This is a genomic window from Streptomyces sp. NPDC002446 (genome assembly GCF_053595675.1).
Genome location: NZ_JBSFYC010000027.1, coordinates 1 through 17,901, shown reverse-complemented (window position 1 = coordinate 17,901; position 17,901 = coordinate 1). Strand labels below are relative to the sequence as shown.

General features: G+C 71.8%; 16 protein-coding genes and 1 pseudogene. 9 read left to right on the top strand and 8 right to left on the bottom strand.

The window, feature by feature from the left end; genetic code table 11:
* Positions 1–132: 132 nt before the first annotated feature.
* Positions 133–1,689 carry a serine/threonine-protein kinase gene (locus tag ACWD6P_RS17400; protein WP_451444960.1) on the top strand — a complete coding sequence of 519 codons (1,557 nt, stop codon included), beginning with the start codon at positions 133–135 and terminating at the stop codon, positions 1,687–1,689.
* A gap of 46 nt (positions 1,690–1,735) precedes the next feature.
* On the opposite strand, the gene ACWD6P_RS17395 is transcribed toward ACWD6P_RS17400, so the two are convergent.
* The 3 genes from ACWD6P_RS17395 to ACWD6P_RS17385 form a co-directional block, all read right to left on the bottom strand.
* Positions 1,736–3,181 (bottom strand): protein kinase domain-containing protein, encoded by a 1,446-nt coding sequence (locus tag ACWD6P_RS17395; protein WP_451444959.1) that lies wholly within the window; start codon positions 3,179–3,181, stop codon positions 1,736–1,738.
* A 100-nt stretch (positions 3,182–3,281) separates the two neighbouring features.
* Positions 3,282–4,022: a PP2C family protein-serine/threonine phosphatase gene (locus ACWD6P_RS17390; protein WP_451444958.1), complete on the bottom strand. Its 741-nt coding sequence runs from the start codon at positions 4,020–4,022 to the stop codon at positions 3,282–3,284.
* Between the two features lie 18 nt (positions 4,023–4,040).
* Positions 4,041–5,198 (bottom strand): site-2 protease family protein, encoded by a 1,158-nt coding sequence (locus ACWD6P_RS17385; RefSeq protein WP_451444957.1) that lies wholly within the window; start codon positions 5,196–5,198, stop codon positions 4,041–4,043.
* A gap of 83 nt (positions 5,199–5,281) precedes the next feature.
* On the opposite strand from ACWD6P_RS17385, the gene ACWD6P_RS17380 reads away from it, so the two are divergent.
* Together ACWD6P_RS17380 and ACWD6P_RS17375 are read left to right on the top strand one after the other, a co-directional pair.
* Positions 5,282–5,569, top strand: coding sequence for a hypothetical protein (locus ACWD6P_RS17380; protein ID WP_451445023.1), 288 nt, complete (start codon positions 5,282–5,284; stop codon positions 5,567–5,569).
* Between the two features lie 175 nt (positions 5,570–5,744).
* Positions 5,745–6,107, top strand: a complete 363-nt coding sequence (locus ACWD6P_RS17375; RefSeq protein WP_451445022.1) for a hypothetical protein — start codon at positions 5,745–5,747, stop codon at positions 6,105–6,107.
* Positions 6,108–6,193: 86 nt separating this feature from the next.
* Here the strand turns inward: ACWD6P_RS17375 and ACWD6P_RS17370 are convergent, their stop codons facing one another.
* On the bottom strand, positions 6,194–6,571 hold the full coding sequence (locus ACWD6P_RS17370; protein ID WP_451444956.1) for a hypothetical protein: 378 nt from the start codon (positions 6,569–6,571) through the stop codon (positions 6,194–6,196).
* 312 nt (positions 6,572–6,883) lie between these two features.
* Between ACWD6P_RS17370 and ACWD6P_RS17365 the strand changes: the two genes are divergently transcribed.
* The 4 genes from ACWD6P_RS17365 to ACWD6P_RS17350 are packed head-to-tail and all read left to right on the top strand — an operon-like array spanning position 6,884 to position 11,773.
* The gene (locus ACWD6P_RS17365; protein ID WP_451444955.1) at positions 6,884–8,380 is read left to right on the top strand and encodes a Y4yA family PLP-dependent enzyme; all 1,497 of its coding nucleotides are present in this window, start codon (positions 6,884–6,886) and stop codon (positions 8,378–8,380) included.
* Entirely contained in the window at positions 8,377–9,696 is a 1,320-nt protein-coding gene (locus ACWD6P_RS17360) for a pyridoxal-phosphate dependent enzyme (RefSeq protein ID WP_451444954.1), read from the top strand. Before ACWD6P_RS17365 ends, ACWD6P_RS17360 begins: the two co-directional genes overlap by 4 nt.
* Before the next feature lies 1 nt (position 9,697).
* Entirely contained in the window at positions 9,698–10,918 is a 1,221-nt protein-coding gene (locus ACWD6P_RS17355) for an aminotransferase class V-fold PLP-dependent enzyme (RefSeq protein WP_451444953.1), read from the top strand.
* Positions 10,919–10,960: 42 nt separating this feature from the next.
* The gene (locus ACWD6P_RS17350; protein WP_451445021.1) at positions 10,961–11,773 is read left to right on the top strand and encodes a class I SAM-dependent methyltransferase; all 813 of its coding nucleotides are present in this window, start codon (positions 10,961–10,963) and stop codon (positions 11,771–11,773) included.
* Positions 11,774–11,827: 54 nt separating this feature from the next.
* On the opposite strand, the gene ACWD6P_RS17345 is transcribed toward ACWD6P_RS17350, so the two are convergent.
* On the bottom strand, positions 11,828–12,388 hold the full coding sequence (locus tag ACWD6P_RS17345; RefSeq protein WP_451444952.1) for a transglycosylase family protein: 561 nt from the start codon (positions 12,386–12,388) through the stop codon (positions 11,828–11,830).
* A 349-nt stretch (positions 12,389–12,737) separates the two neighbouring features.
* A complete protein-coding gene (locus ACWD6P_RS17340) occupies positions 12,738–13,397 on the bottom strand; it encodes a hypothetical protein (protein ID WP_451444951.1) in 660 nt (219 codons plus the stop codon).
* A gap of 629 nt (positions 13,398–14,026) precedes the next feature.
* Between ACWD6P_RS17340 and ACWD6P_RS17335 the strand changes: the two genes are divergently transcribed.
* Both ACWD6P_RS17335 and ACWD6P_RS17330 read left to right on the top strand, forming a co-directional pair.
* Positions 14,027–15,211, top strand: a complete 1,185-nt coding sequence (locus ACWD6P_RS17335; protein ID WP_451444950.1) for a sensor histidine kinase — start codon at positions 14,027–14,029, stop codon at positions 15,209–15,211.
* 471 nt (positions 15,212–15,682) lie between these two features.
* Positions 15,683–16,339, top strand: coding sequence for a response regulator (locus ACWD6P_RS17330; protein ID WP_451444949.1), 657 nt, complete (start codon positions 15,683–15,685; stop codon positions 16,337–16,339).
* A gap of 318 nt (positions 16,340–16,657) precedes the next feature.
* Here ACWD6P_RS17330 and ACWD6P_RS17325 read toward each other — a convergent pair whose 3' ends face one another.
* Positions 16,658–17,473 carry a glycine-rich domain-containing protein gene (locus ACWD6P_RS17325; protein WP_451444948.1) on the bottom strand — a complete coding sequence of 272 codons (816 nt, stop codon included), beginning with the start codon at positions 17,471–17,473 and terminating at the stop codon, positions 16,658–16,660.
* Positions 17,474–17,816: 343 nt separating this feature from the next.
* Positions 17,817–17,901: pseudogene (locus tag ACWD6P_RS17320) on the bottom strand (IS5/IS1182 family transposase); the annotation flags it as partial.

Below are 17,901 nucleotides of genomic sequence, written 5' to 3'. Positions count from 1 at the left end.
GTGCGCCCGCCGTGTCCCGCCACGTGGAACGCCCTGCCGCAGCGAAAGAAATGCGCCATCGTGGCTGAACAGCGATACGGGCTAAGGTGCTCCCGCAATCGGGTTCAGGTGTGCGAGGAGGGGAAGGTCGCGGTGTCCGATCTGGGGCGGCTGATAGCCGGCCGCTACCGGCTGGTAGAGCGGGTGGGCCGCGGCGGGATGGGCACCGTGTGGCGTGCCGAGGACGAGGTGCTCGGCCGGCATGTGGCCGTCAAGAAGCTGCACATCCCGCCGCATCTGCAGGACGACGAGGTCCTCACCCTCCACGAGCGCACCCGCCGCGAGGCCCGCAGCGCCGCCCGGATCGCCCACCCCAACGTGATCGTGGTGCACGACGTCGTCGACGACGAGGGCCTGCCGTGCATCGTGATGGAGTACATCCCCTCGGTCACGCTGAGCGACCTGGTGAAGCGGCAGGGCGCACTGCCGCCCGGCGAGGCGGCCCGGATCGGCCGCAGCATGGCCGCCGCGCTGCGCGCCGCGCACGACGCCGGGGTGCTGCACCGCGACGTCAAGCCCGCCAACGTCCTGCTCGGGCACGACGGGCGCATCGTGCTGACCGACTTCGGGATCGCCGTGGAGTCCGGCACCCCCTCGCTGACCCGCACCGGCGAGCTGGTCGGGTCGATCCAGTACCTCGCGCCGGAGCGGCTGCGCAGCGGGATCGCCGAGCCCGGCCCCGCCTGCGACCTGTGGTCCCTGGGAGCGACGCTCTACCAGGCGGTCGAGGGGCGCCACCCGTTCCACCGTGACACCGCGATCGAGACGGCGTACGCCATCGCCGCCGAGGCGCACCACCCGCTGCGCGCCGCCGGCCCGCTGACCGCGGTGATCGAGGGCCTGCTGGTGAAGGAGCCCCGGCACCGGATGGACGCCCACGAGGCCGAGCGGCTGCTGGGCGAGGCGGCGGAGGCGGGTACCGGAACGGCGACCGGGACCGGGACGCGGGTCGGGGCGGTCGCCGCCGGCCCCGTCGCCGATGCGGTCACCCGGCCGCAGCGCATCGGGGACGCCGCGGCCCCGGCGCGCCGGGGCAGGCGCCGCCGCACGGTGCTGTGGATGGCCGCCGCGGCCGCGGTCGCCGCCTCCGTGACCGGCGGCACGCTGCTGTGGTCCGGGAAGGGCGGCGAGCCGGCGGAGAGCCGGCCGTCCGCGGCCCGCTCCCCCTCGAACAGCCCGAGCCCCAGCCCGTCGCCGCCGCCCCCGGTGCCCGCCGGATACCACCTGGAGAAGGCGGGCCAGGGCTTCTCCGTGCCCGTACGGGACGGCTGGAAGCCCAAGGACATCCCCGGCGGTGAGGTCGCCTACGTCGACCCGACCGGGCTCGTGGGGCTCCGGGTCGACGTCGTCGGCTTCGCGGGGTCCGATCCGGTCCGGCACTGGCAGGAGACCGAAGAGGACCAGACGCGCCGGGACAACGCGAACTACGAACGGGTGCGGATGGGCGCCACGACCTTCCGGGGGCGGCCCGCGGGCTACTGGGAGTTCACCTTCTCGGGCCGGGCGCGCGACTACCGGGCCGTGGAGCTGTCCTTCAGCGGCGCGGACGGCACCCAGTACGTGGTCTACCTCTCCGCGCCCAACGAGCAGTGGAACCAGTACCGGCCGGTCTTCGACGCCACCCTCAAGGCGATCCGGCTGCGCGAATAGCCCTGCGGGCTACGGCCCCGACCCGCCGGACAGGCCCCGGCCTCCCTCACGCCCGGATGCGCGCCTTGAGGACCTGGCTGCCGATGGCGAGCGTGACGCCCAGGAGCAGGACGTAGAAGACGCCGATCTTCTGCAGGTCGTCGAGGAAGAACCAGACCGCCCCCAGCCCGGTGAACCAGAACGCCACCAGCGCGAAGCCGCCGGCGCGTTCGTCCTTGTAGCCGGCGGCGAGACAGAGCGCGGCGACCACGCCCAGGACCAGGGCGATGAGGACGTAGTGGGTGTCCCAGCCGAGGTAGCCGCGGGCCAGTTCGGACCACACCACCACGGCCTCCGCCACCGGGCCCCACACCACCGCACACGCCAGCCGCGCCGACCACAGCAGGAGCACCGCCCCGGCGGCCCCGGCGAGCAGGGCGACCTTGGAGAACTGGCCGACCTCGATCACGTCGGCCCGGGATATCACCAGGGTCAGAAGGCAGCCGAGCAGCGCGACCACACCCTCCGCCGTCGGCCGGAACACCACCCTGGCGAGGCCGCGGCGCGCGGGCGGCGCGGCCTGCTCGGCCCGGGCCGCCCCCTCCCCGCCGGCCGGCTCCGGGCCGGGTGCCTGGGCCTTGGCGTCGATGGTGGTGGGCGTGCGTACCGGGGCGGCCGGTGCCGCCGCGGCCGCCGCGTCGAGCGCCGCCTTCATCGCCGACGCGTCCGCGAAGCGGTCCGCCCGGCTCTTGTGCAGCGCCCGGACGATCACCTCGTCCACGGCGGGCGGCAGCTCCGGGCGCAGCCGCGAGGGCGGCAGCGGCTCCGCGGCCAGATGCTGGTGCATGACGGAGAACGGCGAATCCCCGGTGTACGGGGGATGCCCCGTCAGCAGCTCGTACAGCAGGCAGCCCACGGCATACAGATCCGTGCGGTGATCGGTCTCGGCCCCGTTGATCTGCTCCGGCGCCAGATAGGCGGGGGTGCCGACCGCCACCCCCGTACCGGTCAGCCGGGTCACCGCCTCGCTGAGCGCCTTGGCGATCCCGAAGTCGACGACCTTGACCTGCCCGGTGGCGGTGAGCATGACGTTCGCGGGCTTGATGTCCCGGTGCACGATGGCGTGCCGGTGGCTGTGCTCCAGCGCCTCCAGCACCTGACCGGCGATGTCGGCCGCCTGCGCCAGGGGCAGCGCGCCGTCCTTCAGCACCTGGCCGAGCGTCCGGCCCGCCACGTACTCCATCACCAGGTAGGGCTCGGCGACGCCGCCCCCGGCGTCCTCACCGGCGTCGTGCACCGTGGCCACACCGGGGTGGTTGAGCGCGGCGGCGGCGTGCGCCTCGCGCTGGAACCGGGCGAGGAACTCGGGCTGCAGCGCCAGCTCGGCGGAGAGCGTCTTCACGGCGACGGTACGGCGCAGCCGGCGGTCGACGGCCCGGTACACCTTTCCCATTCCGCCGTGCCCGAGCTGCTCCACCAGCTCGTACCGCTCCCCCAGGACTCTGTGCTCCACCGGATTCCTCCACGGACCGAAAACACCAACACGGCGGAAGACGGCCTGTGGCGCGGCGGGGTTCCCCGGTGGCCGCCCGTCCGTGGCCTGCGGCGCGGGCTCACTCGCCGATGCCGATCAGGGCCAGCGTGATGTTGTCGGGGCCGCCCGCCTCGATGGCGGACTTCCACAGTTCGAAGGCGGCCCGTCCGTCGTCGTGGGCCCGCAGCAGGTCGTCGAGTTCCTCCTCGGGTACGGGGTCGGTCAGGCCGTCGGTGCAGATCAGGTAGCGGATGCCGGCGTCGAGCGGGGCGGTGGTGATGTGCGGGGTGATGGCGCTGAACCGTGTCGCGCCGCCGAGGGCCTGGGTGACCAGGGACGTGGTGCGGCGGCCGGGGGGCAGGGGCGGGCTGTCGTCCACGCTGACCTGGCGCAGGCCGTCCTCCGTGGCGTCCAGGACCCTGCTGTCGCCGACGTTGAAGACCAGCAGCGACTCCGCGAGGACGACGGCGCCGGCGACGGTCGTCCCCATGGTGACCAGCTCCGGGTCGCGGTCGGCGGCCGCGTACACCGCGTGGTTGCACAGGGTCAGGGCGTCGCGGACGGCCTGCTCGCTGTCGAGGGACGGGCCGAGCGCGGCCAGCTGCCGTACGGTCAGGGCGCTGGCCACCTCGCCGCCCGGCTGGCCGCCGATGCCGTCGGCGACCGCGACGACCAGCGGGTTGCCGAGCGGGAAGACCAGCGTCTGCGGGTTCTCGGTCACCGTGCCGCACAGCGTCCACGGACCGGCCACCAGGCTGTCCTCGTTGTGGTCGCGCAGCAGACCGGGGTGGCTGAGGGCAGTGACGGTGATGTACCGCATGGCTGGGTGCCGCCTCTCTCAGTCGTCGGACTCCGTCGTCCGGCCGGACGCCCCGCCGCCGCCCAGGGTGTGCCGCTGCATGAGCCGGGAGATGTCCTTTCCGGTGACGATCCCGGTCAGCCGGCCCCCGTCCACGACGAGCAGGCGGCTGCCGGACCGCAGGGTGAAGCGGTCGAGGGCCTCGCTCAGAGGCTCGTCCGGGGCGGCGACCGCGCACTGGGACAGCGGGATCGCCACCTCGCGCACCCGCAGGTTCTCCCGTTCGGCCGGCGGTACGGCCGCGAGCCTGCGCAGCTGCACGATGCCGCTGGGGCGGCCCTCGAAGTCGAGCAGGGGGAGGGCGGAGTGGTGGGAGGGCACCGCCACGTCCTCGATGAAGCGCTGGACGGTCAGCCAGTCGGCGCCCGTCACCACCGGGCTGGACATGGCGTCGGCGGTCCGTACGCCCCGCAGCGCGGTGTACAGCGCGGCCCGGCGCCGCTCCCCACCGGCGACGATCACGATGAAGAGGCCGACGAAGACGATCCACAGTCCGCCCGCCGACCCGCGCAGCACGGAGACCCAGCCGGCGGCCACCAGCAGCAGGCCCATGACCTGGCCGCTCCGGGAGGCCGCCAGATCCGCCCGCTCCCGGTCGCCGGTGCGCCACCACAGGACCGCCTGCACCACCCGGCCGCCGTCGAGCGGCACGGCGGGCAGCAGATTGAAGACGCCCAGGAACAGATTCGCCCAGCCCAGCCACAGCAGGACCACCGCGGGGATCTCGGCCCAGCCGGCCAGCAGCTGGAGCCCGGCGCCCCCGCCGAGCGCCACGCCCCCGATGAGCAGGCTGGTCAGCGGGCCGCTGACGGCCACCACGAAGGCCGCGCCGGCGGTCTTGGGCCGGCCCATCCGGGTCGTTCCGCCCAGCGCCCACAGCGTGACGTCCTCGACCGAGATCTTCTTCCAGCGCGCGGTCGCGGCGTGCGCCGTCTCGTGCAGCAGCAGGCTGCCGGTGAGCAGCGCGGCCCCCACGAGGCCGGCGACCGCGTACACGGCACCCGAGCGGCCCGGCGTCCAGGCGGGCAGGGCCTGCCGCCCGAGTCCGAACGCGAACAGCCCCACCAGCAGCGGCACGCTCCAGTGCATCCGCAGCGGTACGCCGACAACATGTCCGACACGGACAGAGCCGTTCATCGTCGTCTCACCCACCCCAATTGTCGCTCGCGGAATCTACGCTGGACGTAATGGACCGGAGCGCTGACTGCCGGAGGTGCGCCATGGGGCACAGCCACCACTTCCACGTCGATCAGGGCGGCCACTCGATCACGGTGAACGTCGGGCCCGGCCGCGACGGGGAGATCGAGCTGCTGGTCAACGGCAAGGTGGTCGCGTATCAGAAGGAACACGGCCCGGGGATGAACGTGCTGACCGGCGAGCTGCCCGACCAGCCCGCGCACCCCTTCCGCGTCCTGCTGCGCCAGCCGCACCTCGTCCCGTCCGTGCCGCGCTGCACGCTGGAGCTGGACGGCGTGGAGCAGCCGATGCCCGAGCGGCTGGTGCTGTGAGGAGGTGTTGGGCCACCCGGCTGATTCTCGCCTTCGAGCGTTTTGATCCCTGCGGGTTGAACGACGATGCGGATGGACAACGGCAGCACGATACGTCTGGCATCACAACGATGGACAGGCGAGGAGCGTCGTGAGAAGAATTGCGCAGGCGGGAAGTGTCATCGGGGCGTGCGGAATGGTGCTGCTCGGCACCGGAGCCGCGCAGGCCGTGACCGTTCCGGGCGAATCCCTGCTGTCGGCCGTGGCGGGCGCGGACGTCGGCACCGTCACCGGCATGATCTCCGGAGTGGTCTGCAACAACCGCCTCGCCGACTTCAATTACAAGTCCCCGGTCCGCAAGTCGCCGCACCCCTGCATCAACGGCCCGGTACGCAGCGGCAACAGCAAGAACAGCGGCAACTTCATCAACAAGGGCAACCCGAACAACAGCGGCAACCTCTCCAGCACCAACGGCACCATCAACGGCGGCAATTCCGTCTCGGGCGCCTCGCAGGGCAGCGACAACAACATCCAGAAGATCCTCGGCCTGCACCACTGATACGCGCCGCCCGCTCCGCGGCAGGCCAGACCCAAAGCGGCCCCGTTCCCGGCTGGTTCCGGGAACGGGGCCGCCTCGCGTCCGCGTCAGAAGTGCGTCGATCCCACCGATCGTGCGATGTTCTGGACCTTGTTGCTGGACTGGTTCTCCACGCCGGTCGTGCCACCCGCGTCGTCGTTGGTGTTGCCGTTGGTGTTGGTCGGGCTGCCGCTGTCGTTCGGGTTGCCCTTCACATACACGTTCTGCGCGTTCTTGACGTTACCGCTGTTCACCGGGCCGTTGACGCAGAGCTTCGCCCGCGGGCCGCAGCGGATGATCGCGCGGAAGTCGGCGATGGTGTCGCTGTTCCACACACCGTCCCCGCCGTACCCGTCGAACCCGTCCCACGCCTGTGCCGGCGACGCCCCACCGACGGCCAGGAGCAGGCCGCAAGCTCCGGCGATCACAAATTTCACGCGTGCCATGTTCTTCACTGTGTGCTCCTGCACCTCGCGGTTTGGTAACCCGCGGTCTTGCTACCGGGCGTGCCCGCGTCCACCAAGCCTGTGCAACGGCCCGTCCTTCGCATTCACCCTCTCCGACCACCGGATTCACCGTGACGGCCCTCCGCGGCGCGGCCCGGTGGCCGAGGCACCCCGGGCGCCGGCCGCGCGGTGGCCGGAACCGCCTCCCCCTCCCCGCGGGTAAACGCCCCGCGAATGGAAAGGGTCATAGGGCCGCCCAGGTCGAACTGTGGTCCGTAATTCTCATTCCTCGCAGGGGAGGGAACGTCCGGGATGAACGGTGCCGCTCTTCACCTGGAACCGCGCCTGGAGGAGCCCCTGGCGTCGCTGCTGCGCGCACCGGCGTTCCTGCACTCGCTGGTCGACGCGCTCGGCTCCCCGCTCAACATCGTGCTCCCCGAACGGATCGCGGAGAACGTCGAGCGCTTCCGCGCCGTCCACCGCCGGCACAGCCTCGCCGGGCAGGTCTTCTTCGCCCACAAGGCGAACCGTTCCCGCGCCCTGGTGCGCCGGCTCACCGCGACGGACGCCGGCATCGACGTGGCCTCGCTGGGCGAGCTCCAGCATGCCCTGGGCGCCGGATTCACCCCGCAGCGGATCGTGGCGACCGGGCCCAAGGACCCGCAGTTCCTGTGGCTGGCGGCGCTCAGCGGCGTCACCGTGAGCATCGACGGGGAGGGGGAGTTGGCAGACCTCGCCGCTCTCCTGCGCGACCGCCGGCTGGCGCCCGTACGCATACTCCTGCGGCTGTCGGGGTTCGAGGCGGGGGCGTCCGGTGTCCGGGTGCGCTCCCGGCCGAGCCGCTTCGGGACGTCCGTGACCTCGCTGGACGCGCTGCTGGACGCGGTCGAACGCCACCGCGACACCGTCGAGCCGGTCGGCGTCGCCTACCACCTCGACACCACCAGCCTCGACGAGAAGGCGATCGCCCTGGAGGGCGCTCTGCACGCCATGGACGCGTTGCGGCGCCGCGGATTCCAGCCGCGGGCGCTCGACGTCGGAGGCGGCTTCGGCGTCAACTACCTTGCGGACGGCGCCGCCTGGGACCGCTACACCACCGCGCTCACCCAGGCGGTGCTGGGCAACCGCCCGCCGCTGACCTGGGGCGGGCACGGCTACGGACTGCGGGCCGAAGGCGGGAAGGTCCGGGGCGCCCTGAGCCTCTACCCCGCTCACCGGCCGGTCGCCGGCGCCGCGTACCTCGATGCGCTGCTGTCGCGGCCGGCACCGGCGCTGGGCGGCCGCCCGCTGGGCACCCTGCTGCTGGAGAACCTCTACGACCTGTACAGCGAGCCCGGCCGGGCGCTGGTGGACCAGTGCGGGCTGTCCCTGGCGAGGGTGCTGGAGGTGCGGCACACGGAGCGCGGCGACCGGCTGGTACGCCTGGCGATGACCGCGGGCGACGTCGGCCTGGAGGAGCACGGCGTCCTGATGGACCCGGTGCTGGTACCCCGCGAGGACACCCCCGGGCCCCCCTCCGACGGCCGGGAGGAGTCCGCGGGCGGGTACGGCGTCCACCTCACCGGCAGCCTGTGCCTGGAGTCCGATCTGATCACCAGGAGAACCGTCTTCCTGCGCCGCCCGCCGCGCCCGGGAGACCTGCTCGCCTTCGCCAACACCGCCGGATACTGCATGGACTTCAGCGCCACGAGCGCGCAGCAGCAGCCCCTCGCGCGCAGGGCCGCCGTCTGGGAGAACGACGGCTCCTGGAGCTGGTGTCTCGATGAGCAGTACTGGCCGATCACACCGACTGGGGGACATCAGGCATGAGGTACGACAGCATCACCGACGCCATCGGCGACACCCCGCTGGTGCGCATCGACCCGGCCGTGCACGGCCTGCGCCATATCGACCTCTACGCGAAGCTGGAGATGCTCAACCCCTTCGGCTCGGTCAAGGACCGGGCGGCCTGGAACATGGCCCGGCCCGGCCTGGCCGCCGCGGTCCGCGACGGCGCGACGGTCATCGAGCTGTCCAGCGGGAACACCGCCAAGGCGCTGGCCGTCATCGCGGGCATGCACGGGCTGCCGTTCAAGAGCGTCACCAACCGCATGCGGGTACCGGAGATCAAGGAGCTGCTTCTGCTGCTGGGCGCGGAGATCGAGGAGCTGCCCGGCCAGACCGAGTGCCTGGACCCGACCAACACCGAGGACCCGCTGACCCTCTTCCACCAGGAGCTGTCCCGGCCCGACAGCGCGAGCCTGCACACCGACCAGTACTTCAACGCCCTCAACACCGAGGCCCACACGGCGGGCACCGGCCCGGAGATCGTGGCCGACCTCGACGGCCGGGCGCCCGACTGGTTCATCGCCTGCGTGGGCACCGCCGGCTCGTCCACCGGGGTGGCCAGGGCACTGCGCGCACACGACCCCGCGGTACGGGTCGTCGGGCTGGTCGGGCACAAGTCCGACTTCATCCCCGGGATCCGCAACATCGACGAGGTGCACGAGGTCGGCCTGTTCGACCCGGCCACCTACGACACGATCGAGGCGGTCGGCGCCGACGAGGCCATCGAGGGGATGCTGACGCTGATCCGCCGCTGCGGCCTGCTGGCCGGCCCCACCGGCGGCGCCGCGTACCACGGCGCGATACGCCATCTCAGCGCCGTCGACGCCGACTTGACCGGCCGGCACACCGCCGTGTTCATCGTCTGCGACCGGGTCGAGAGCTACCTCAGCTATGTCCGCGAGCGGCGCCCCGAGCTGCTGGGCCGCCCCCCGGCGAAGAACTCCGTGGCCACCCTCACCGCCGCCGAGACGGCCGCGGCGGCCGTCATCGACACCGCCGACGCACAGAAGTGGATCGCGGCCGAACGCCCGCTGGTGGTCGATCTGCGCGGCCCCTTCGCGTATGCCGCGCTGCACATCGAGGGCTCGGTCAACATCGTCGACGAACTCTTCGAGGAGCTGCTGCGCGGCGGCCTGCCCTTCAGCAAGCGGCAGCCCGTACTGCTGGCGTGTCCGGTCGGCGAGAAGTCCCTGCGCTACGCGGCGCTGCTGACGCGCATGGGCCATCCCGACGTCCGCAGCCTGGCCGGCGGCATCATCGCCTGGCGCGACGCCGGCGCGCCGCTGGTGCGTGACTGACATGGTCCGTCCGCCGGCCGGGGTACGCCCGGACGACCTGCGGAGTCTGCGGTCGTGGCAACGCCCCCTCCGCGCCCAGTTCCCCATCATCACGGCCCATCCGGAACTGGCCTACCTGGACAGCGCGGCCACCGCCCAGAAGCCGCAGGCCGTCCTGGACGCCGTGTACTCCTACCTCACCACCTCCAACGCCAACGCGGGCCGCGGCACCTACCCCTGGGCCAACGCCACGACCGCGCTGGTGGAGCGCACCCGCGACCGCGTCAGGTCCTTCCTGCACGACCCGGACCCCGACCACTCCGCCGTCCACTTCACCAGCGGCACCACCGAGGGCCTGCGCACCGTCGCCCGCGACTGGCTGACCGCCTTCCTCACCGACGGCGACGAGATCGTCGTCCCCTTCGCCGACCACGAGGCGAACCTCTCCCCCTGGCTGGAGGCCCGGAACCTCCTGGAGCGGCGCGGCATCCGCATCCAGGTGCGGGCCCTGCCGTACCAGGAGAGCTCCGGCGACTACGACCCGGCGGCGCTGGCCGCGCTGATCGGCCCCCGTACCCGCTTCATCGCAGCGACCCATGTGCACCACGTCTACGGCGCCGACATGAACATCGGCCGGATCCGCGAGGCGGCCGGTCCCGCCATCCCGATCTGCCTCGACGCCGCCCAGAGCATCGGCCATCTGCCGGTCTCGGTGGCCGAACTGGACGTGGACTTCGTGGTGTTCTCCGGCCACAAGGCGCTGGCGCTACCGGGCACCGGCGCCATCTGGTCCCGCGGACTGCGCGGCCCGCGCTTCCGCCCCGGCGGCTGGGCGGGCACCCCCAACACGGCCGGTATCGCGGGCCTCGCGGCGGCCCTGGACTGGCTGGAGGCGGCGGGCCTGGACCGCATCGAGCGCTGGACCGTCGCCCTGGCGTCCCGGCTCACCGACGGCCTGCGCCGACTGGACGCGTACGAGATCCTCGGCTGCCAGGTCAGCCTGCCGGCCGGCACCGCGGTCCAGCGCCGCCGCAGCATCGTCACCTTCCGCCACCGCGACATCAGCTCCGCCGACCTCGGCTTCATCCTCTACAGCCACGGCTTCATGGTCCGCTCCGACCACCACTGCCAGGCCGGTGCACACGCCGGTGCGACCGACGGCTCCGTACGGGTGAGCCTGCACGTCCACAACACCCCCGAAGAGCTGGATGCGCTACTGTCCACCCTCTCCAATCTGCAATGATTTTCAGAACCATTGGTGGGCGTGGTGGGCATGGTGGGCGTCATGGGTGTGGTGGCGGGGTCGGGGCCGGGGGGCAGGGCACGGGCGCGCGGCGGTACGAGCGTCAGCATGGCGACGGCGGCGCGCTGGGTACGGCGCTGGGAGGACCAGCAGCAGCGGTACGCCGTCGACCGGGACGAACGCCTCACCGTGATCACCGACGTCGTCGAACACACCACGGCCGGCCGCCCGGCCCCCCTCATCGTCGACCTCGGCTGCGGCCCCGGCGCCCTGGCGGCACGGCTGGCCGCCCGGCTCCCGCACGCCGAGATCCTCGCCGTCGACGCCGACCCCCTCCTGCTGGAACTGGGCCGCTCCCACTACGCCTCCACCACCACCCGCTATGTCGAGGCGGTGATCGGCCGCCCCGGCTGGCTCGACGCCCTCGCCCTCACCCGCCCCCTGGACGCGGCCGTCTCCACCACCGCCCTCCACTACCTCGACGAACCGGCCCTGCGCCAGGTCTACCGCGACCTCGCCGCCCGCCTCCGCCCCGGCGGCGTCCTCGTCAACGGCGACCACCTCTGCCAGGACGCCCCCCGCATCTCCGAGATCGCCCTCACCATCGGCCGCCGCCGCGCCGAGCGCCAGCGCGCCTTCACCCACGAGGACTGGGACTCCTGGTGGGCCGCCGCCCACACCGACCCCGAACTCGCCACCCTCCTCGCCGAGCGCCGCACCCGCCCCCTCCCCACCAGCGAGGGCGAACACCTCACCCTCTCCGGCCACACCACCCTCCTCCACGAGGCCGGCTTCACCCACACCGGCTCGGTCTGGCAGTTCGGAAACAGCCATGTGGTGGTGGGGGTGCGGTGAGGGGGGTGCGGTGAGGGGGTGCGGTGAGGGGGGTGCGGTGAGGGGGCGGGCCGGTCAGGCCCGTTCACGCTCGTCGGCCACCGGCCGGCAGCGCCTCGGGCGCAGGGCCTCCGTACGGGATTCCGTGCGGGATTCCGTGCGGGATTCCGTGCGGGATTCGGTACGCGCCTCCGTACGGGACTCCGTACGCGCCTCCGTACCGGCCTCCGTACGCGCCTCCGTACCGGAGGAATCGCTCTGCGACGCCTTCCGGGAGTCGCGGGTGGTGGTGCGGCCGCAGTTGGGCCAGGCGGACAGGCCCTGGTCGCGGGCGATGCGGCGGCCGACGGCGATCTGCTCGGAGCGGGTGGCGAGGTCGGCGCGCGGGGCGAAGCGGTGGCCGCCGTAGGCGCGCCAGGTGGTCAGGGCGATCTGCAGGCCGCCGTGGTAGCCGTTGCCGGTGTTGATGTGCCAGCGGCCGCTGCTCTCGCAGGCGGCGATGCGCTCCCAGTCCGGCACCGGCGGACCGGTGGGCGCGTCCGCCGCGGCGCCCGGGGCGGGGCCGAGGATGCTCAGCGACGTCAGCAGCACGGACAGTATGGCTTCGGCGGACCGCTTGGCGAGGGGCGACGGCATGGAATCCTCCGCTGTGCTCCGGCGGCGCCGTGGCGGAGTGCTCGCCACGACGGGTGGGCACGCACCAACTAACCCGGCAATATGGTTTTTCGCGGGATGTGCCCGCGCGACATGCGGGTGTTTCACCCGGGTGGTCCATTGCCGGTGCCGCCCGGTCACCGCGCTGTGCGGTCGGCCCATTGCCCTGCGCCATCGGGTCATTGCCCTGTGCCATCGGGCCATTGCTGCCGCCGCGCGCTATTTCCTCAGCCGTCGCCCCGATGGCGGTTGCGTTGTCAAGCTCCGAATTCAGGCCACCCCTGGGAAATTCATGGCGGACCCGCGCCGCCGGCCGTGTGGGAACGGGCAATTACGTGACCGAATAGGCGAAGGAAGGGGTGAGCGGGAGAGGTTCGGGGATGGCAACGGCGAACTCGTAAGCCGCCGCGAAGGTGAAGTTGCGCACGGAAACCGGGACTTCGAGTCCATAAGGGCACGGAACGCTGACGGTTCCCTCGTCCGCGGAGAAGCCCGCCTCGATGCGTTCGGGCGCGATGGACAGACCGCGGCCGACGGCCTGCATGGCAGCGTCCTTGCGGACCCAGAAACGCGTGATGAGGCGTTCGCGCTCGTCGGCCGGGCAGCTGGCCGCGAGGTGTGACTCCCGGTCGGTCAACACCTCGTACGGAGTGTGCGGCGCGGACACCCCCCGGCGCACGGACTCCACCGAGAACCCCATCTGACGTGCGTCGTCACCGCACGCCACGACCAGCAGCCCGCGGGTGCCGTACAGCTCCCAGTGGGTGGCGGCGGCCATCGCCGTGCTCACCCGGTCGGGAAGCCGGGCCAGCAGCCAGCTGCGGGACGCACTGTCGAGGGTGGCTCTGGAGTGGCCGTTCAGCCCCAGGCAGTTGTCCGGGGACAGCGCGCTCTTGGCTCCGCTGCGCGAGGGGGGCGGCGAGGGGGCCGGGGAGTGGGCCGGGGAGTGGGCCGGGGAGTGGGCCGGGGAGTGGGACGAGGACGAGGACAAGGGCGGAGACGGGGGCGGGGACAGGGACGGGGACGGTGCGGTCGAGAAGGACGGAGCAGAGCCGGATCCGGACCCGGATCCGGACCCGGGCCCTATGGGGACGATGAATATGGGCACGGGGGTGGGTACGGGGGTGGGTACGGGGGCGTCCGGGTATTCGTGCGGGTACGACCGAGCGGGGGGCTGTGCGGCGGGCTGTGCGGGTGCGAGCGGCGCCAGGCGGACCTGGGCGGGGTGGTGCTTGCGGCCGGGAACGTCCTGGTCAAGGCGCCCCGGACAGAGTTCGAGAAGAGCGGCGTTCGTTTCCACGTACTTTCCGTCCTCCACAGTCGAGCGGTGCCAAGGCCGCACCCGGTGAGTGGCGGCCCGTCATACAGATGGTGTCTCCCCCTATTTCGCCTACATCGATCGATACAGACAGCCCAAGGTTTGCAGATCCTCCGGATCCTTCGAGTCATCCCTCCTGCTGATGTCCGGCTACATACTTCGATGTACGGGAGACTGACCCAAATTCGGGCGCCAGGGCCAAGAGAACGGGCAGGGCGCCGAAGTACTGTCCTCGTGTGTGGTTACGTCTTTTCACAAGTACGGGCGCGCGCCGCCGGCCCATACCGCTCCGTGACCTCAGATTGGCAGTCGGCTTCTTCGCCAGCTGTCTGATTCTGTATGTCCTGGGCGGCCCCCGGGTCATGGGGAGCGACATCCCCGCATGGCAGGCCGTCCTGCCGGTGCTCGTGCTGTGTACGGCGACGGCCTTCCGCAGCGCCCAGCCGCCGCTTGCGGTCGCCGTCGGCACCCTGACCGTGATCGTGGAGATGACGTCCAGCGGCGGCCTGGGCCCGGTGCTCATCTATACCGACCTGCTGTACGCGGCCGCCCTCTACGGCGCCCCATGGCTGTGCCGGGTCCTGCAGTTCGGGACCGTAGCCGTCACCATCGCCACCACCGTCACCCTCATCGCCATCAGCGACCGCTCCGAGGGTGTGACGACCGGCGTCATCGTCGCGATGCTGCTCATCTCCCCCGTATGGACCGGGGTGTTGATAAGGAACCACAAGGAACGGGCCGACGCCGAACGGGAGCGCGCCGCGCAGATCAACCGCCTGGCGGAGCTGGACCGCAAGACCGTCCTGCAGACCGAGCGCACCCGCATGGCCCGCGAACTGCACGACCTGGTGGCCAACCACCTCAGCGCGATCGCGATCCATTCGAGCGCGGTGCTGTCACTGACGGAGGCGAGGCGGGCGGCTGGTGCTGACGACGACCCCATACTCCAAGCCCTCGCCGTCATCCGCGAGAACAGCGTGCAGGGGCTGGCCGAAATGCGCCGCATGGTGGTGCTGCTGCGCTCCGACCGCGGCGTGGACGACGACTGGGACCGCCCGCAGCTCAACGCCCTGGGCGCCCTCGTCGAACAGGCCCGCCCGGCCGCCGACGCGGCCGCCCTCACCCTGCACACCGCGTTCCCCGAGACCTTCCCCGAGGTGTCCTCCGTGATCGAAGTGACGGCATACCGCATCGTGCAGGAGGCCCTGACCAATGTCCTCAAGCACGCCTCGCCGGGGCACGTACGCATCCGCTGCCAGGCCGGCGCCGAACAACTCACGATCTCCGTCGACAGCCCGCTGGCCCGCCCCGACCCGCGGACCCGGCAGCGCCCCGTGGAGCGCCTGGCCACCGGCGCCGGAGCCGGCCTCGCCGGAATGTCCGAACGGGCCGCCCTGGTCGGCGGCATCTTCGACGCGGGCCCGGACCGCACCGCCCCCGGACGCTGGCGGGTACGGGCGGTACTTCCGCTGACCCAGAACTCCTAGGCGCTGCAACCAGGGCACCACGCCCAGGTCGCTGCACCTGGGGCACTACACAAGACCCCGGGGCGTAAGGCTCGCTCCGGGACACCAGGACGGGGGCGGTGAGGACGAGAGATGGAGCAGCCAGTGAAGATGCAGGTGGAGGAGCCGGTGGACGAGTTAGTGAAGAACGACCCCGCGAGCCGCTCAACGGCGGGGCACGGGCCTATGACGGGGCCTGCTCCGATGAGGGGGCCCGCTCCGATGACGGGGCCTGCTCCGGTGGCGGGGTCCGCTCCGACAACGGGGCACGGGCCTTTAACGGGGCACGGGCCGACAACAGGGCCCGGGCCGTTATCGACGCACGGGTCGATAACGGGGAACGGACCGACGGCCGCCACGTCACCCACACCGGGCCCCGCACCAACATCCTGCCCCGCCCCAACATCCTGCCCGGCACCAACCTCCTCCCCGGCCCCGCCCATCCGCGTCCTGGTGGCCGACGACCAGGCCGCCGTACGCTCCGGACTGGTCCTGGTCCTGCAGACCGACCCGGGCATCACGGTGGTCGGCGAGGCCGGCGACGGCGAAACGGCAGTCCGCCTGGCCACCGAACTACGCCCCGACGTCGTCCTCATGGACGTCCAGATGCCCCAGCTCAACGGCGTCGCCGCGACCCGCCGCATCGTCGAACGCGGCCTCGCCGAAGTCCTGGTCCTGACCACCTTCGACCTCAACGAGTACATCTTCGGCGCCTTACGTGCCGGTGCCGGCGGCTTCATCCTCAAAAACGCCGAGCCCGCCGTCCTGGTCAGCGCCGTCCGCGAAGTGGCCCACGGCGACGGCTTCCTCACCCCCGCCATCGCCCGCCGCCTGATCACCGAATTCGCCGCCCGCCCCCCATCGACCGACCCCGGCCCCACCCTCCCCGCCGGCTCCGCCCAGGCCCTGTCCACCCTCACCAAACGCGAACTGGAAGTCCTGGCCTGCATCTCCCGCGGCCTGGCCAACAGCGCCATAGCCGAAACCCTCAACCTGGCGGAGGGCACGGTGAAAACCCATACGAGCCGGATCTTGTCAAAACTCAACCTGCGAAGCCGCGTACAGGCCGCGATCCTGGCCCAGCAGTGCGGGGTTTCGTTACGGGGGTGAGGGGCACCCCCGGATGATCCGGGGCGGGGGCGGGGCGTCTCGGCCCTATTCCGGCCCCACTGGGCAGGCGCAGAGCACCGTGTAGGGCGTCCCCGTCGCCGGATCCACCACCATCACGCATCCTGAGCACCGCCGGCGTCGCCGTTGGCTCCCCCACTTGCTCCCAGGCCGCCGAGGATGACTGCCGGCGTCGACGGCCTTCCGGTACGCGGTCACCGTCGCCGCGTGCTGTGGGTTGATCCATTCGCTCATGTCGGCCTCTCCTCCGCTCCCCCAACGACGGTAGAGCCGTTGGGGGAGCGGGCACAGGGTGTCGGATCAGTTGGGCCCGGTGTTCGAGCAGTCGGCACCGCACCCGGCGGGCGGCGGCTCGGAGTGCTCGCAGGTCGCCGCTACGGCAATCGTGCCGTCGGACGGCCCCGTCCACAGATCCGGATCGGGAACGTACCCGGCGGCTCGGATCGCCTTCTGGGTCCGGGCAAGGGCTCCGGGGTCGTGACGCTCGGGGCCTGGAGGCTCCGGCACGTGGTGCACGAACAGGCCGAGCTTGCGCGCCAGCTCCGCCTTGACGCGGGTGTGCAGGATCAGCGCATGCCATCCCTCGTCGACCACGCGGGACGGCTTGAGGCGCAGGCGCGGCCGCCGGGCGCAGGCCGCTTCGAACTTGATCGCCTCGACGACGATGCGTTCGGCGATGGCACGGCCCATGCCGGGGTTGTTGGCCAACACCGTGTGCGTAATGCTCGCGAATGCGGCTGGAGAGACCAGATCCCGCGGGTCAGACGCCTGCACGTGCTCTTCGGGGCGGCCGTCGTGCTCCACAGCGTCGTCCATGTCCGAACCGTCCTCGCCCAGCCCGGACAGTCGCGCACCCCTGCTCTCCGCTACCCGCCGCACATTGACCAGCGATGCAGTCAATTCGACAGCCAGCAGGTGAATTTCGCCTGGAGTCCAGGTGCGGGCGTCCAGGACACGGCGCGCTTCCTCGATGAGTTCGCCGGCCAAGTTGAGTTGCACCACCTCCATTTCATCGGCAAGACGAGACACGAATCCCACCCCGTCCCCCACCAGGAAGCATGGGTTTCCATCCGGCCTCTGCCACGGCAGGAGCCGCGCGGTGTCAGTGGGACTCATCGGCCCGCCACCTCCACACGGTGAATACGGCGCGGCCCGGCATAGATCCCGGGTCCCGCAAGCCACAGCGCCCGCCGCCGTCCACGCTGCAACCGTCGTTCTCGCCGTTCCTCCGGCGTGAGGACGTAAGGCCGGATCAGCGCCGTGTCTTCACCCCGCAGCAGCTCCGGCCTGGGTGCGGGAACCCCGGGGCGCGTGCAGCCCGGCACCTCCCGCTGCCGGGCTGCTGGGCCCTCGTCGGCCGGACCGCGGTGGCGGCCCGGCCCGGGAAGTACTACCCGCAACAGCGGCTCGAAGATTTGGACGATACGCTCTGCCACGTCGACGCTCCTTAGAAGTCATCTCAATTGGCGAGTCTGCGGTAGCAGATGAGGGTGCAGGCGAGGCTGGTGAAGGCGAGGAAGTGTTCGGCTTTGCGTTCGTATCGG